13 protein-coding genes are annotated in these 15,550 nt (G+C 58.4%); 5 read left to right on the plus strand and 8 right to left on the minus strand.

What is annotated here, in order from left to right; translation table 11 throughout:
• Window positions 1–161: 161 nt before the first annotated feature.
• The 6 genes from CQ12_RS18255 to CQ12_RS45120 form a co-directional block, all read right to left on the minus strand.
• A complete protein-coding gene (locus CQ12_RS18255) occupies window positions 162–575 on the minus strand; it encodes an MFS transporter (RefSeq protein ID WP_057836693.1) in 414 nt (137 codons plus the stop codon).
• Between the two features lie 5 nt (window positions 576–580).
• Window positions 581–748, minus strand: coding sequence for a hypothetical protein (locus tag CQ12_RS45110; RefSeq protein ID WP_198164188.1), 168 nt, complete (start codon window positions 746–748; stop codon window positions 581–583).
• Window positions 749–915: 167 nt separating this feature from the next.
• On the minus strand, window positions 916–2,118 hold the full coding sequence (locus tag CQ12_RS18265; RefSeq protein ID WP_057836695.1) for a CaiB/BaiF CoA transferase family protein: 1,203 nt from the start codon (window positions 2,116–2,118) through the stop codon (window positions 916–918).
• Complete coding sequence (locus tag CQ12_RS18270; RefSeq protein ID WP_057836696.1) at window positions 2,108–3,076, minus strand: hydroxymethylglutaryl-CoA lyase; 969 nt, start codon at window positions 3,074–3,076, stop codon at window positions 2,108–2,110. The genes CQ12_RS18265 and CQ12_RS18270 overlap by 11 nt, the downstream gene beginning before the upstream one ends.
• 15 nt (window positions 3,077–3,091) lie before the next feature.
• Window positions 3,092–3,448, minus strand: a complete 357-nt coding sequence (locus CQ12_RS46420; RefSeq protein ID WP_057836697.1) for a hypothetical protein — start codon at window positions 3,446–3,448, stop codon at window positions 3,092–3,094.
• A 341-nt stretch (window positions 3,449–3,789) separates the two neighbouring features.
• Window positions 3,790–3,936 carry a hypothetical protein gene (locus CQ12_RS45120; RefSeq protein WP_198164190.1) on the minus strand — a complete coding sequence of 49 codons (147 nt, stop codon included), beginning with the start codon at window positions 3,934–3,936 and terminating at the stop codon, window positions 3,790–3,792.
• A 1,141-nt stretch (window positions 3,937–5,077) separates the two neighbouring features.
• Here CQ12_RS45120 and CQ12_RS43895 point away from each other — a divergent pair.
• From CQ12_RS43895 to cysN, 5 genes are all read left to right on the plus strand, one after another.
• The gene (locus CQ12_RS43895; protein ID WP_157088302.1) at window positions 5,078–5,248 is read left to right on the plus strand and encodes a hypothetical protein; all 171 of its coding nucleotides are present in this window, start codon (window positions 5,078–5,080) and stop codon (window positions 5,246–5,248) included.
• Window positions 5,249–5,413: 165 nt separating this feature from the next.
• Window positions 5,414–7,240 (plus strand): glutamine--fructose-6-phosphate transaminase (isomerizing), encoded by a 1,827-nt coding sequence (gene glmS / locus CQ12_RS18285; RefSeq protein WP_057836699.1) that lies wholly within the window; start codon window positions 5,414–5,416, stop codon window positions 7,238–7,240.
• A 75-nt stretch (window positions 7,241–7,315) separates the two neighbouring features.
• Window positions 7,316–7,741: a hypothetical protein gene (locus tag CQ12_RS43900; RefSeq protein ID WP_157088303.1), complete on the plus strand. Its 426-nt coding sequence runs from the start codon at window positions 7,316–7,318 to the stop codon at window positions 7,739–7,741.
• A complete protein-coding gene (gene cysD, locus CQ12_RS18290; protein WP_057836746.1) occupies window positions 7,719–8,654 on the plus strand; it encodes a sulfate adenylyltransferase subunit CysD in 936 nt (311 codons plus the stop codon). The genes CQ12_RS43900 and cysD overlap by 23 nt, the downstream gene beginning before the upstream one ends.
• Complete coding sequence (gene cysN, locus CQ12_RS18295; RefSeq protein WP_057836700.1) at window positions 8,655–10,559, plus strand: sulfate adenylyltransferase subunit CysN; 1,905 nt, start codon at window positions 8,655–8,657, stop codon at window positions 10,557–10,559.
• Between the two features lie 2,216 nt (window positions 10,560–12,775).
• On the opposite strand, the gene noeE is transcribed toward cysN, so the two are convergent.
• Together noeE and CQ12_RS18310 are read right to left on the minus strand one after the other, a co-directional pair.
• Entirely contained in the window at window positions 12,776–13,981 is a 1,206-nt protein-coding gene (gene noeE, locus CQ12_RS18305; RefSeq protein WP_283807386.1) for a nodulation protein NoeE, read from the minus strand.
• A 470-nt stretch (window positions 13,982–14,451) separates the two neighbouring features.
• Window positions 14,452–15,093, minus strand: a complete 642-nt coding sequence (locus tag CQ12_RS18310) for an FkbM family methyltransferase (protein ID WP_057836702.1) — start codon at window positions 15,091–15,093, stop codon at window positions 14,452–14,454.
• Window positions 15,094–15,550 lie beyond the last annotated feature (457 nt).

A 15,550-nucleotide genomic window follows, 5' to 3' on the forward strand; every position in this document is an offset into this window, starting at 1 on the left:
CTTCGCGCGACTGAATATTTGCGCCTCATTGGCGCGTTCCGAACATAAACGTCTTCAACCAGACACGGCCGAACGTGACAAGCTAGAGCGGTCAAATGACGACGATCGCGTTCTGTCCTGAACTCAAGCGTTTGCTCGAGGGTGATTTCCTTATCGCGACCTCATGACCGAGGCTCCCAGCATTGCAGCACTACCGGGTATTGCGATTTCGTCGCGCGAGACTTTACTGGCCATCCCTCCAGCCCCAGCGGGGCTGCCGGCACGAAGTACGAGGCGATGAGCGCGACGGTCGGAACCGCGGAGAACTGTATCGCTTGAAGGAAGGCAAATGACCGTCCGCGTGAATTCGCCGGGACGAGTTCGGTCGTGTAAGAACCGATCGTCACGATTTCCGCCTCCGCACCGATGCCCGCGAGAAACCGAAAGAAGATGATCTGGTCTGCGCTGTGCTGACACGCCAGCAATGCCGCCGCTGCCGTATACCAGAGCAGCGCGGCCGTGAAGACGAGCCGGCGCCCAAAACGATCGGCCAATTGCCCGAATACGAGCGTACCGACAAACAGGTCGGCAAACATGGCGGCTATGAAAGCCCCAATCCTGCGAAGCCGAAGCAATTCACGGTCGATGTGGTGAATATTCCACTTTCTACGAGACCCGGTCCAATATAGGCGGTGAAGAAGACATCGTAGATCTCGAACCAGGCCCCGAGGGCGACCATCAAGACGAGTTTCCAAATCGGCCAACTCATCGGAAGACGGTCCAGGCGGACATTGATCATCGCGGCCGCAACGCCACATCAGGCGAGTTCGTTACGTTGTCGGTCGACGGTACCACACCAATTTCCGTTGCCGCTCCATGCATGCCTTGCTTCCCCCTTCACTTCGATTTCATTTTTGTCTTCCAACGTTCGCCGCACTACAGGGTCGCGACGATGATCTGCTCCCGTGTCAGCCTCTCGATTTGGTCACGGTCGAACCCGGCCTCAGCCAGAATCTCGTCCGTATGCTCGCCAAGCCGTGGCGGTTGACGGGTCAGCCCCGGCCGCTCCCGTTCCGCCCCAAATTCGAGAGGGATAGCTGGAAGCCTTGTCATCTCGGTTGCGCCTTCCGGGGTTCGGATCGCAATGTCGATCAGCCCGCCATGGCTAGCCAGATGCGGATCGTTGAACAGATCCGTCGGTTTGCCGACGGGCGCCCATGAGACCGCGGCGCGTTCGCAGCGCTCGGCGATCACCGCCTTCGAAAGCGGCGCGAGCGCCTCCTGCACGGCGGGGATCAGCCAGCTTCGATGGCTCGTTCGCATGACGTTGGTCGCAAGGTCCGGATTGTCGCCGAGAGCGGCGAGTCCGAACTCCACCGTGAACCGGCTCCATTGCTTGTCGCTGGTCACCCCAATAAAAATCTGGTCGTCGCTCGTGTTGAACACATCGTAGATCGCCCAGGCATGGCGGCGCTCCGGCATGGGCTTTGGCGAATGTCCGCTAGCGACCGCGCCCGCCATATGGGTGACCATGAAGAATGCCGCACTCTCGAACAACCCACTGCTGATCCGCTGGCCTCGCCCGGTCGTGTCGCGCTCGCGAAGCGCCGCGAGCGCGGCCGTGACGCCGAAGATGGCGCCCGTGATATCGTTGACGGACGCGCCCGCACGCAACGGCCGTCCCGCCGGGCCCGTCATGTAGGCGAGCCCCGCCTGAAACTGCACGACCTCGTCCAGCGCAGGCCGATGTTCGTAGGGGCCGGCGAGAAAGCCCTTAAGCGCCAGATAGATCAGGCGTGGATTGATCGCTTCCAGGTCAGCATAGCCGCATCCCAACCGCTCCATCGTGCCGGGCGCGTAGTTCTCGATGAGAATATCGGCATTCTTCACCAATCGATGGGCAATCGCTCTCCCATCGGGATCCTTCAGCTTGATCGCAACGCTGCGCTTATTGCGGTTGAATCCGGCAAAGAAACCTGCACCAAAGCCCGGTAGGCGGCGGGTGTGATCGCCGTCGGGCGCGGGCTCGACCTTGACCACGTCGGCCCCGAGATCGGCCAGGATCAAACCGGCGCAAGGGCCCATGATGGTGTGGCTAAACTCTAGAACCTTCAGCCCTCTAAGCGGTTTAGTCGACACCTGACACTTTCCTTCGAACTGAGTTGAGGCTTCCGGCATGGAGTAGCTCGCTCGGCAGTTGGTGGCCGACGATCTCTTCCGCCATTCGTCCGACTTCGATCAGCGCATTCAGGTCGACGCCGGTGCGGATCCCCATCTCCTCGCAAAGTAGCACCAACTCCTCCGTGCAGATGTTGCCCGCGGCGCCCTTGTGCCCGGCGAACGGACAGCCGCCGAGGCCGCCAACCGTCGAGTCGAACCGCGTCACTCCCATGCGCAGGCCTGCCAGCGCGTTGGCAACCGCCAGTCCGCGGGTGTCATGCAGGTGCAGCGTAATCCGCTGATACGGCCACTTGCTGCGCACCTCGCCAAGGAGCCGCTCGACTCGCTGCGGCGCCGCCCAACCCATCGTGTCCGACAAGGAAATGCTTTCGATCGAGACACCGCATTCCTCCGCGATGTCGAAACCGTCCTGAAGCGTGGTTATAACTTGCGCTGGTGTGACGTCGCCCTGGAAGTTGCAGCCGAACGCGGCCATGACTCCGATCCGCCGAACGGGAACGCTTTTCGCCAGATGAAGGCGGGTTTGCTTGCGCATCGCTTCCAGGTTTTGCGCGTGGCTGCGATGCAGGTTCTTTCGGGTGAACGCATCGGACGCGGACAGCGCAATCGAGCCGGAGAGCGTCAGTTTGTCTGAATGCGCGAGCGCCCGATCTAACCCCTTGTCGTTGAACCAGAGCCCGACATAGTCGACACCGGGCGCAGGCCGAAAGCCTGCTGCAACATCATCTGCATCCGCCCATCCGGGCACCAGGCGCGGATTGACGAACGAACAAACCTGGATATGTCGAAGCCCGGTTTGCGCTAAGGCCTCGATTAGGCGAATCTTGTCCGCGGAGACAATCGGTCCCAGCTCGATCTGAAAGCCCTCGCGTGGCCCCTCCTCTTGGATCTCCACTTCGTTCGGCAGGTCTCCCATTCGTCCTCCACTTGCCTAGGCCCACGGCAAGCGCGAGCCGCACCCCTCCTGGCTGTGCTTCCTGGTAAGAATGGAGATGCGGTTGTCATTCGTCCAATATTCATTTTGACGCGTGTAGGTAGTTGATTTCCAAATAACAGGATGGACATCCGGCAGCTTCGCTATTTCATCGCAGTAGCTGAGGAATTGAATTTCAGCAGGGCTGCACGCCGTCTCAATCTGAGCCAGCCGCCGCTCAGTGTGTAGATCAAGGCCCTGGAGCATTAGGTCGGCGCGCCGCTCTTTCTGCGTCAGCGCCGCGGCGTCGAGTTGGCCCAGACCGGGCAGATCCTGCTTGAACAGGCGCGCGAGGCTCTTGCGCAACTGAATCACGCGTGGGAACCGCGCAGCGGGCAGCGCGCGGAGAAGCCGGTCTGCTGCACATCAGCTACACCGGGTCGGCTCCGATCCATATATTGTTTCGAAAATCCTTCGCCGCTCTTCGCAAGCGCATCCAGAGATACGCCTGGAGCTGCTTCACGCCCCCACCAGCGAACAGGCCGAGATGCTGATGGACGGCGGCTCGATCTCGGTTTTTTGACCGTCTCCGGTGTTTCCTCTCCCGAAGACGGTGCCCCTTCGTCGTCTCTGGCCCGACCCGCTGGAGCTGCTCGCACCGCAGGGGCATCCTCTGCTGCGCAAGCGCGGGGCCATTGCGGTGGCTACACAACCGTTCATCTTCTTCGCAAAAGCCAGCCGGCGCGAAACCCGAGACGATCGGCGAGTTCGATCTGCTCCAGCGCATCGCTGAACAATTTTTGCTCGCTACCGTCTTCCCAAGGCCGCGGCAACTGGTGTTCATAGAACAGTCCGAGCTTCATCCTTTTACTATGGGGTCCCTACGTCCGCACATGGCCTCGTTCTTGCACTCGCAATGTACGGGCGACCTATGGCCTCGCCAACCTCTACGACAATGGCGGTGGCGGGTTGTTGTTTACGTTCAACCACGATGGTGGCGGCACAAGCTTAACAACGGTATCCCTCTTCTCCGGCGTTTTCGGATTGCAGACATTTTGTTCAACGAAACTGACCTGACCAGCGTGGTCTTCACGCCGCTCACGACCGAAGACACATATATCCAATTTGAAAAACGCATACTAGCTCGCAAGGCTTTTGATCATGAGCGATCGCCGGCCAGCAAACCGAAACTCGCCGGGAGACGCCGGTCCAAGTACGAAATGCCCGCGAAAAGCTCTTCTCAGTGCGGGATCCGACGAGCCTGGCGACGCGCCGCCACGATCAAACGGGAACCCGTGCAAATCCCTACGGAGGCTGATATATCATCGAGCAGCTCGCCCGCATGGAGGAGTCATCCATCCTGTGGATGTGTTCTATCAAAACAATCGATTGTACCAATTATAGAAAATGGCGGATATCGAAGCGTCGGTCGGGATAAAATTGAGCCCATATCAGGATGATTACCAATCTTTGCGCTGGCTCCGTACACAATTCTCGCGTGCGCGCGGAGTATCGGCTGAGGCGCATGTCCACTGCGGCCACGTTCTTAAATAGCCTGCTTAAGCTGCATCGCGCCGGTCCGACGCGACAATTGTCGCGCAGATCGCGTGGACGCCGACGCCCGGGTGAACGTTCGTATAGCGTTCCCAACCTTTTCTGTATCGGCCGCTTACCTCCAAGCAATTGAACCAATCCTCTTCTTAGCTTGCGTAGAATGCCGATTGCGAGTGCCAAATACCTTTACAGCGCGGCCAAATGGATGGTGCGTCCATCGCAATCAAATCGTGCCGAAGATGCAGGGACAATTCTTACGTCGATAGCGACCTCCTTGGAAAGACTAGCTGGCTGACGATCATGAAGTTCTATCGCAGGACACCACGCGCTCGTTCGACCGACATCGAGTGTCGTCGATCCCTTGGGTCGGGCTACTTGCGAGATAGGTCCACGCAGCAGCCCTACTGCGACTATGATTGCTATCTTCATTACCGTGCGAGGAGTCTGTTTGTGCCATGGCTCGCTGTCACAGAGGTCGACCATGGGCTCGCGCCTGACTGTTCGGCTCATCTCGAAACCGTCGCTTCGTTTGCTGCCGCTTCCTGCTGGTATTCGATCGTGCTCGCCCAAGTCGCGCTGCGGCTGGGCGAACTGATGACGGCTGAAACCTTTAAGACCTAGCTCACGCGTGTGCATGCGGCGAGACCAATTGCCCCGTCAGCGACGCAAAGAGTCACCCGACCCGACGTTTCACCGCAATAGGCTATTGAGTATCTTCAGATCAGTGAAGAGAGTCCCTGCGGTCTTAAAGATGAGTATCCTTTAACCTAGAGTGAATTGATTGGTATGTGCGGGATTATCGGTATCTTAGGGCGTGGTCCAGTCGCGGAGCAGCTGGTCGATTCACTCAAACGACTGGAATATCGCGGCTATGACTCAGCAGGCGTCGCGACGCTTGAAGGCAACCATCTCGAGCGCCGGCGCGCCGAGGGCAAGCTGAAAAATCTCGAGAAGCGCCTGCGCGGCAATCCGCTGTCAGGTCATACCGGTATTGGTCATACGCGCTGGGCCACCCATGGCAAGCCGACCGAGAGCAATGCCCATCCGCATGCGACGGACAGTGTCGCGGTCGTCCATAACGGGATTATCGAGAATTTCCGCGAGCTGCGGGCCGAGTTGGAGCAGAGCGGCGCTAGCTTTGCCTCCGAGACCGATACCGAGGTGGTGGCGCATCTCGTCGACTCCTATCTGAAAAATGGCTGCTCGCCGCAGGAGGCGGTGAAAGCGTCGCTGCCGCGGCTGCGCGGCGCGTTCGCGCTGGCATTCCTGTTCAAAGGTCATGACGATCTCATGATCGGCGCGCGCAAGGGTTCGCCGCTTGCGATCGGGCATGGCGACGGCGAAATGTATCTGGGATCGGATGCTATCGCGCTCGCGCCCTTCACCGACACCATCACCTATCTTGAAGACGGCGACTGGACCGCGCTTACCCGCACGATCGGAGTCATCTATGATTCGGAGGGCGCCGTCGCCCATCGGGAAACGTTGAAGTCCGGCGCGTCGTCGCTCCTGGTCGACAAAGCGAATTACCGCCACTTCATGGCCAAGGAAATTCACGAACAGCCGGAAGTAGTCGGGCAGACACTGGCGCGGTATGTCGATGTGGCCGCCGAGCGCATCGCGCTGCCGTTTAAGCTGCCATTCGACTTCAATGAGATTCAGCGCATCTCGATCACGGCCTGCGGTACCGCAAGCTATGCCGGCTATGTCGGCAAATACTGGCTGGAGCAGCTAGCGCGCGTCCCAGTTGAGCTCGATGTCGCCTCCGAATTCCGCTACAGGGAGGCACCTTTGCGCAAGGGGGATCTGGCGATCTTCATCTCGCAGTCCGGCGAGACCGCCGACACGCTGGCCGCGCTGCGTTACGCCAAGGCGCAGGGCGTGCATACCGTCTCGGTGGTCAACGTGCCGACCTCGACGATCGCGCGCGAGAGCGAGACGGTTCTGCAGACGCTTGCCGGTCCCGAGATCGGCGTCGCCTCGACCAAGGCGTTCACCTGCCAGTTGATGGTGCTGGCCTCACTGGCGGTTGCCGCCGGCAAGTCGCGTGGCGAATTGTCGGACCAGGATGAAACCAGGCTCGCGCATAGCCTCGTCGAGATTCCACGCCTCATGGCAGCGGCACTTGCCACCGAGCTGCAGATCGAGAAACTCGCGCGGGAGATCGCCAAATCGCGCGACGTGCTCTATCTCGGCCGCGGCACCTCGTTTCCGCTGGCGCTAGAGGGCGCGCTGAAGCTGAAAGAAATCTCCTATATCCACGCCGAAGCCTATGCCGCCGGCGAGCTCAAGCACGGCCCGATTGCGCTGATCGACGAGAGCATGCCGGTGGTGGTGATCGCCCCTTACGACCGGGTATTCGAAAAGACCGTCTCGAACATGCAGGAGGTCGCTGCCCGCGGCGGCAACCTCATCCTGCTGACCGACGCCGAGGGCGCCGCGGAAGCGACCGTGGATTCGCTGGTGACGATCGTGCTGCCGGACATGGCTGCGATCTTTGCACCCATGGTCTATGCGATTCCTGTGCAGCTTTTAGCTTATCATACCGCCGTGGTGATGGGCACCGACGTTGATCAGCCGCGCAATCTCGCGAAATCGGTGACCGTCGAGTAGGCGAGCGGGGCGAAAGTCGGGGTGGTCATCCAAAATCTGCCAGAAGACCAGAGCTGAGTATTTCGGGAGCGATACATGAGCGCAGAGATTCGGCAGGTTTCGCTGCAAGAAGAGCTAAGATCAATGTGCCTTGATCGATTTATTGACCTCTATCGTCGGTGGCGACTGTCTGGCACTCTGCGACAGCAGCAGCAGCCGAGCAAAGGAAAATCACACGTTTTGAGAGGTAAACCCGCTCGTGCATTGAGTTCTTCCGACAATTCTCCTCCTGCATGCCAAGTTCAAAGATACTACCGCCCCACCCACGTGCGGCATATCCGTGAAACCTTCGATCGGCACATCGAAAGCTTCCTAACCCAGACAGGTCTGGTGAGGCAGGATGACAACCTGTGCACGAACTGGCCACTACCGGCGCTCTACAAGCTGGATTATCGAAATGGCGACTTGGTCGCGTGGGGAACGCCCCCGGATGTTCAAAATGAACGCACACGGCAACACTAAACCCGAGACTCACACGCTGCCACGGCACCTGCGGCGCCTGGAGGCCGAGTCCATCGAGATCATGCGCGACGTCGTTGCCGAGTTTAGCAAGCCTGTAATGCTCTATTCGATCGGCAAGGATTCGAGCGTCATGCTGCACCTTGCGCTGAAGGCCTTCTATCCGGCAAAAGTTCCGTTCCCGCTGATGCATGTCGATACGACGTGGAAGTTTCGCGAGATGATCAGCTTTCGCGACGAGATGGCCACGCGTCTCGGCATCAAACTGATCGTGCATGTGAACCAGGACGGGATCGAGCGCGGTATTAACCCGGTCGATTCCGGACCGACGCTGCACACACAGGTGATGAAGACCGATGCGCTAAAGCAGGCCCTCGACCTTTACGGCTTTGACGCGGCGTTCGGGGGCGCCCGGCGCGATGAGGAAAAGAGCCGGGCCAAGGAGCGCATCTTCTCCTTCCGTTCGCCGGGACATGTCTGGGACCCGCGCAATCAGAGGCCGGAGCTGTGGAATCTCTTCAATGCCCGGATACGGAAAGGCGAGACGATGCGCGTGTTCGCTATGTCGAATTGGACAGAACTCGATGTCTGGGAATACATTATGCTGGAAAGAATTCCGCTCGTTCCGCTTTATTTCGCGAAAAGGCGGCCGGTGGTGCATCGCAACGGCACGCTGATCATGGTCGACGACGACCGCCTCCACTTGGCTCCGAACGAGACCCCTGAGCTCAAGATGATACGTTTCCGCACGCTTGGTTGCTATCCGCTAAGCGGCGCCATCGAGTCTGACGCCACCACCATCGAAGACATCGTTGCGGAAATGCAGGTTGCGAAAATGTCCGAGCGCCAGGGGCGGCTGATCGATACCGATGAAGCGGCGTCGATGGAGAAAAAGAAGCGTGAAGGCTATTTTTGAATGGACACTGATGCATTGCGAGGTTTTACCTCTACCGACAGCAAGGATCAGCTGCGCTTCATCACCTGCGGCTCGGTTGACGATGGAAAGTCGACGCTGATCGGCCGGCTTCTGCACGACAGCAAGATGATCTATGAGGATCAGCTTCAGGCGCTCGCGCGCGATAGCGTCAAGCACGGCACAACCGGAGATGCTATTGACTTTGCTCTGCTGGTCGACGGGCTTGAGGCCGAACGCGAACAGGGCATCACCATCGACGTCGCCTATCGCTTCTTCACCACGCCGCGCCGATCGTTCATGGTAGCCGATACGCCCGGCCACGAACAATATACGCGCAACATGGCGACCGGCGCGTCGAACGCCCAGCTCGCAGTCATCCTGATCGATGCGCGCAAGGGCGTCCTGGTACAGACCAAGCGCCACTCCTTGATTTGCTCGCTCTTGGGCATCCGGCATGTGGTCGTAGCCGTAAACAAGATCGATCTGGTCGATTACCGCAAGGAGGTGTTTGATCGCATCGTGGGCGACTATGTCGCGTTCGCTTCGAACCTCGGGTTCACATCGATCGCGGCTATCCCGATCTCCGCTCGATACGGCGATAATATCATCAACCGGTCCGGCAGTACCGATTGGTATCGCGGCTCTTGCCTCTTGGACTATCTCGAAAGCATCGACATGCAGTCCGAGACGGCTGGCCTGCCCTTCCGCTTCCCGGTGCAATGGGTGAACCGGCCGAACTTGGATTTCCGCGGTTACGCTGGAACCGTCGTCTCTGGCAGCATTGCGGTCGGCGACGAAATCATCGTCGCGGCATCGCACCGCAATTCGCGCGTCAAGCAAATCGTGACGTATGATGGCGAACTTGCGCGCGCCGAAGCCGGCGATGCGGTGACCATTACCCTGTCTGACGAGATCGACGTCAGCCGCGGAGATATCCTCGCCCAGCCGACGGAACGGCCCGAAGTCGCTGATCAGTTTGCCGCCCGCGTAATCTGGATGGATCAGGAGGCCATGGTACCGGGCCGGTCCTATGCCTTCCGGATCGGCACGCAATCGATCGCCTCCGGCAGTATCACCGCGATCAAGTACAAGATCGATGTCAACACCGGGACGCACCTGGCAGCCCGAACTTTGAACCTCAACGAAATCGGCTTCTGCAATATTACAATCGCGCTGCCGGCAACCTTCGATCCCTATGAGGCGAACCGGCGCACCGGTTCCTTCATCGTGATCGACCGCTACAGCAACCGGACCGTCGGCGCTGGCATGATTGCCTTCCCCTTGCGGCGCGCCACCAACATAGCCTGGCAGCCGCTCTCGCTCGGCAAGAAGGAGCGCGCAGCTCTCAAGCACCAAAAACCCTGCATCATCTGGTTCACCGGGCTTTCCGGCGCGGGCAAGTCGACCATCGCCAACCTCGTCGACCAGAAGCTGTTTGCGATGTCGAATCACACCGTGCTCTTGGACGGCGATAATCTCAGGCACGGTCTCAATCGAGACCTTGGCTTTACCGAAGCCGATCGGGTGGAAAACATCCGCCGCGCGGGCGAGGTCGCGAAACTGATGGTCGACAGCGGCCTGATCGTGATCTGCTCGTTCATTTCTCCCCATAAAGCGGAGCGGGACATGGTGCGTGATTTCGTGGGCGACGGCGAATTTATCGAGGTTTTTGTGGATACGCCGATCGACGAATGCGTGCGGCGCGATCCGAAGGGGCTCTACTACAAAGCGAAGTCCGGCAAAATCAAGAATTTCACCGGCATCGATGCGCCGTACCAGCCGCCAAGCGCGCCGGAGGTCCATTTGAAGACACTGGACCAGCAGCCTGAGCAGTTGGCTGACACGGTGCTAAGTTGCCTGGTCACACGAGGGATCATCGTGCTGACTAACCGGACAGAGCATTAGCTGGTTAAAGGTTCCATGACAGTGCGGCGATCTTTTGCCTGGGCGACCAGGCGAACAGCCATGGTGGCAACCATGGGCAGCGCGACCAAGTAACGGAAACGATTTGTCATGAACACCGCAGGTCTTGCAGCGGATTTCGACGCACGATGACCTTCAGCTTTATGGGAGCAACCCTCAAGACGTCCCAGGAGAACGCTCACATGACGTAATGATACGTCACGCGGGGCGTCTGTCACCACAGCAAGAGACGGATCGGATGAGAGCATCGCTATCAGCTTGCGTTCGCATCGAAGCAATCGTGCTGGATGCTTGACTTACTTCGCGACGATCAGGCAATTGATCATCTGATCGGATGCGTTTATGCAAGAATTTCGTTAGGAATCAGATCTTCTCACAGGTCACCGGGATCGGTCTGAGCAGATGTTGCGCTTGGTTTGCTGTTGCCGTCTTCCTCGGCTATCTGCACTTGACCGACGCGGAACGCCCGTTACAACGGCTGGACGAACTCACCTTCGCACTGGAGCTGAGCCGGGCCAAGTTGGAATTCCCGAGAAGTGAGCTGACTGTTGCAAAGGCACCCTGCGGCGTGGCTTCGCGCTCGATTCAGAGCTTAGCCCGAATTTTCACCTCGAGCTGACAGGCCCCCCGCCCACCAAATAAGCCTCTAGAGGCAATGATGGGCAGCACGGCCCGGTTTGCTATCTACCGCCCACACATCCTTGCAGCGTCACCTAGACGGTTGATCTGTCCCCACGCTGAACGCGATGCTGTTGTTAGCTGGCCCGGTGACCAGGCAGCAATCCCGCTGTCTAAGTATTGCGCATTAGGGCGGGCCTTTCGTTCCCTCGTCCCCGACGAGCACGCCGACGCAGACGTTGGCGAGAGCCATTATCATCCAGTTCTGGGAAGGTCACGCCTAAGAAGCGTGAACCGCGCCACAAGCCAAACTATCGATCGTCATTTCGGCTCTGCGAATTAAACCCCCGGCGCCGTTTACATCCGACGTACGCCGAGGGCTTCTGCTTACGCGGAAGTTGATCCGCTCGCAAACTCAAACCAACTTCAGCCGGGCTCACTTTAGTTGAGCCGTGCTGGTCGATGAACTCAAGCACCGATCCGCCTTGTGACCTCATGTGAAACGCGCTTGAACACGGATCGCAGATGCCGCTGTAATGATGCGTCCAACTCTTTCGCATGCAAGCGCAAACGATACGCGACATGCTCGTCAGTGGGTCCAAATGCGCTTCTGCACCAAGCTGGTCGTTAGTGGCGCGGCCGCTCGAACAGCGAATCGACTGAAAGCATCGCGACGGTGCCCGTGCTGCACGCGTTCGACCACATGATCTCTTAACTCGAAACTCCGAAGCTTACGTGTCGCTCAGGTTTAATTTGCCAATGAGCCATTGAGGCCCCCGAGGACGTCGGCTCGGTGATGGTTTTTCCAACCTACAACCTGACGTTACGTGAGAATCAAGCTGCTATTATTGTTTCGAAAACCCTCGTTCCGCCCTACCGCCAGCAACATGCATCTGCTCGAGTCCATGAGCTCAGTTCAGGCATGATGGGACAAGCTGCCTGATGCCGGCCGTCGCAATGGCGGGTCCACTCCGCTGCCGTCTGGTCCATTTCGAGAACATTTACAGCATGAGGGCCGGAGAGATCGCAGCCAGACTGTGGTGCATACTGGCTTGCGCGCGCCATCGTGCGGGCTGATGGAATTTGCGGGCCATGAAGCGCGCAAGGTTAAACCCGCTGGCGCCGTATGAAAGGCATTTCGCGTCGTTCTGCGGTTGATGGTCGAAGCGCGGGACGAAATCGCATTTGGTTGGTCGATGCCTAGACGCTCGACATCCGCGATTAAGTTAGAAGCAGCGCTCGCGACCCCCTGCCCTGCTGAGTCGACCACCAAGCTTCCGAGGCTCTGCACCCCAAAAACTTGGAATCAAAACTTCCCCTCGCCAAAAGTTGACTCCCTGACCGGGGGCTTGCGGTTCGACTACGACAATGTTCCTGTGCGCTACCAGCGAGATGCAATCATTCTCTTGGGGGCTTCCTTTCGCTTTGCCATCAGTACCGCATCTCATTTCGTAGTTCTCCAATTTCACGCTTTTGCTTCGCCACGAGTCTAGACCTGCGACTCGATAGGCTTCGAAGTGACGAGGGTCTGCTCGAGCCGCACGAGCTCGCCCCGCAACGGCTTTATGGTAGCATCGCGATCACGAATGACGTCCAGCCGGGGCACCGCTCGATCGGCCTGTCGAACCCGTGAGCGCCTGCTCCAACCGAGCCGCCATCGAATTCGCTAGCCGCAAATTCTCCTCTCTCTCGGACTCGGCTAGACGTTGGGCCTCCTGAATTATTGTGGGGTCGGAAGCCAACGAGGAGCTCTCTCCAGCTTGTCGAACAATGCTGTTTAGCTTACCCGGGTGAGTGGAGAGACCGAACAATGCTCCTTCCTTGCCGCTCAGCAAATCCCAGCAGGTTCGAAATAACTTACGATATTCTTCGGTCACTTCCCGGCCCCTATCCACGATCCCGGCTTGCTGTGCGTACCGAAGGTCTTGCTCATAACCGAGCTCGATCAAAAGCTCAGCTCCAACTAGATCGGTCACTACTTGCATCTCTTCGATGCTCAGTTCGGTTTGCCAAGCTTGAATTGAGCGGTCATCGATTGTCTTTTTATCTAAGATCTTTCGATCCCCGAAAGTACTGGACCGGAGATAGTCCGCTTGCTCCATCGTCGCCGATGTGATGCCGGTGGGATCATAGCCGAGGCCATCGATCACGCGCCGGATTTCCTCGTCGGGGTGCGCCACCAAGAGTTCGTACTGCACCACTTGCGTCTGATGGCGAGCGCGGTGCGCGGCAAGCGTAGGCAGGCCCAGAACGAGATCGGCGAGAGAAGATACGAAGGCGGGCGCAGGTTGGCCCAGCACGAGGTTGGCAAGACAAGCAGCGACGGCGGACGGGCAGCTTGCCGATAAGAGCGGGACGCCCCACGTCGATTTCAGCGATGCGGCAATGGCGTAGGGATTACGCATTAGAAGGATTTGTGGGGCCTCCGGATAGAGGGACTCCAAGAAATCGAGTACCGTCCAGTAGCGCGGCGTCTTGTCTATGAAGGTGCGCTTGCCCGCAGCTGCCAGATACTGGCCGTAGGCCGCATCGGCAAAAGCGCGGGTGACAATATTGCGATCTATTCGGCCTAAGAACTCGGAGGTTGCGGCCTGAATCAGTGTCGTTCCCGCTGGGTGACGGTGGTCCACCGTGCCAAATGCCTCAAGTGCCAACATCAGCCAGGGCTCAGGCGGGGCCATAATATCTGGGTGCTGCTGGAGCAAGTGTGCCAACAGCGTCGTGCCTGAGCGAGGAAGGCCGAGGAGAAAGCAGACTGCAGGCGATTGGTTAAGATTCCGGCTCATGTTTCCACGTCCTCATGCTTGTACAGGTGAGCGGCCGCCCGATGACAGCCTGTCGAAAGAGATAGCAAGCTGTCGTGAGAGTCCGACACCCATCACGACAAGCAAATCGCCGCGGTCGGCGAGCAGCGCCCTTTACTGCCGCGCGGCGATCCAGCGAACTAAGAATCGTCTTCGCTCCGTCTCCGTCCAATTCTTCCAGCCGATCATGCGCTGCAAGGTCAGAACCGCGATCTGCTGATCGCTTTCGAACGCGAGCGATGAGGCGGCTTCAGCCCGCCTCACCTTGCGGGCCCGCAAGGCAGCCGGAGTTTTGCGAGCCACTCTCGGCTTCTTCACTGCCTTCGCTTGTCGGGCCAGTGTAGTATGCCTGTGACTACTGAAGCTCCATGCGCGTTCGTCCGCTTGATCAATCAGTTATGGATTCTCCAATACCGGTTTGGGCGACCTGCCGCAGGAGGAAAACAGTTATTCTAAACGCTCGTGTTCCTAAGCAAGACATCACCCTCCACTCCGTGGGGATAGTGGGTCACCACTTCAAACGAAGGTAAGAGCTCGAGAATGGCTTGCAGGGAGAGCTGCCCTTCGTAGAGCTCCTGGTCGCTGTATTCCGTGTAGACGAAGCGCGTATTGCTCAAGGTCTGTCTGCCGCCAGCGATGACATCTGACTCGGCTCCCTGCACATCCATCCAGATCAAATCGATCTGGTTCAGGTTCGCTTCGTTGCACCAGTCATCCAGCCTTCGAGTTTCAACTGAGAAGGGGCGATCGAACCGAACCCAATCATATTCGGTGAGATGATTTTTGGGTCGGCGTATCGAGCCAGAGAGGTCCCATTCCTTCGCCTTGCCATCTCCATTGCTTGGATGGAAATCTATCCTCCCATTTCGGTCACTGACTGCGAACTCAAACAGCTTCACCTTGTCGAGGCAACCATTCAAGTTCTTCTTGAACCGAGCAGCCGCTCGGGGGTCCGGTTCAAAGCAATAGAGCTGCGCCTTTGGACGCAGCCTCAGAAAACATTCGCTGTCGGTTCCGTCATTGCAGCCGATGTCCAAGATGACGGGATCTGGCTTTTGAATAAGCGAAATGATGTGCTCATGTACGTTTACCAAGAGGCAGACTCCCGCATGCGTTCCAGATACTCTCGCACAGGCCGCTGAATAGCGTTTAGGCGGCCTTCCTGTTGAAACCGCAGTATTTTCATCGTACTTCGTCCTCGTGAATGTACATCAAACGGCGCTCGGGGCTCGCGTCGAAATATCGGGCACCTGCAATCGGCTCATCCCGATCCTCGCAAGGCTAATAAGAAGTCGAGGGTTGGCTCGATTGTACCGGGGTAAGCGCCCGACATAGGATTGGGAAACCTATACGAAGGTTTACAGGTAGTGGGCGCGTACGCGTTCCGCGCACTGCTTGTCGCATTGATCCGGCGCGGTACTGCTTGCGCAGACCGAAGAACCTGGCCGCGTTGGGCCTCCGCCTCAGCCGATACTCGTCGCACACGCGAGAATTTATCTCCGAACGAGGGCAAAGCTTGGCAACCATCCCGATATGCTTGATTCAATTTCT

The organism is Bradyrhizobium jicamae (assembly GCF_001440395.1).
Taxonomy (GTDB): domain Bacteria; phylum Pseudomonadota; class Alphaproteobacteria; order Rhizobiales; family Xanthobacteraceae; genus Bradyrhizobium; species Bradyrhizobium jicamae.

Coding starts and splice junctions, on each gene's coding strand:
- CQ12_RS18255 (WP_057836693.1), bottom strand. CDS start 575: ATGTTTGCCGACCTGTTTGTCGGTACGCTCGTATTCGGGCAATTGGCC.
- CQ12_RS45110 (WP_198164188.1), bottom strand. CDS start 748: ATGAGTTGGCCGATTTGGAAACTCGTCTTGATGGTCGCCCTCGGGGCC.
- CQ12_RS18270 (WP_057836696.1), bottom strand. CDS start 3,076: ATGGGAGACCTGCCGAACGAAGTGGAGATCCAAGAGGAGGGGCCACGC.
- CQ12_RS45120 (WP_198164190.1), bottom strand. CDS start 3,936: ATGAAGCTCGGACTGTTCTATGAACACCAGTTGCCGCGGCCTTGGGAA.
- glmS (WP_057836699.1), top strand. CDS start 5,414: ATGTGCGGGATTATCGGTATCTTAGGGCGTGGTCCAGTCGCGGAGCAG.
- CQ12_RS43900 (WP_157088303.1), top strand. CDS start 7,316: ATGAGCGCAGAGATTCGGCAGGTTTCGCTGCAAGAAGAGCTAAGATCA.
- cysD (WP_057836746.1), top strand. CDS start 7,719: ATGAACGCACACGGCAACACTAAACCCGAGACTCACACGCTGCCACGG.
- cysN (WP_057836700.1), top strand. CDS start 8,655: ATGGACACTGATGCATTGCGAGGTTTTACCTCTACCGACAGCAAGGAT.
- noeE (WP_283807386.1), bottom strand. CDS start 13,981: ATGAGCCGGAATCTTAACCAATCGCCTGCAGTCTGCTTTCTCCTCGGC.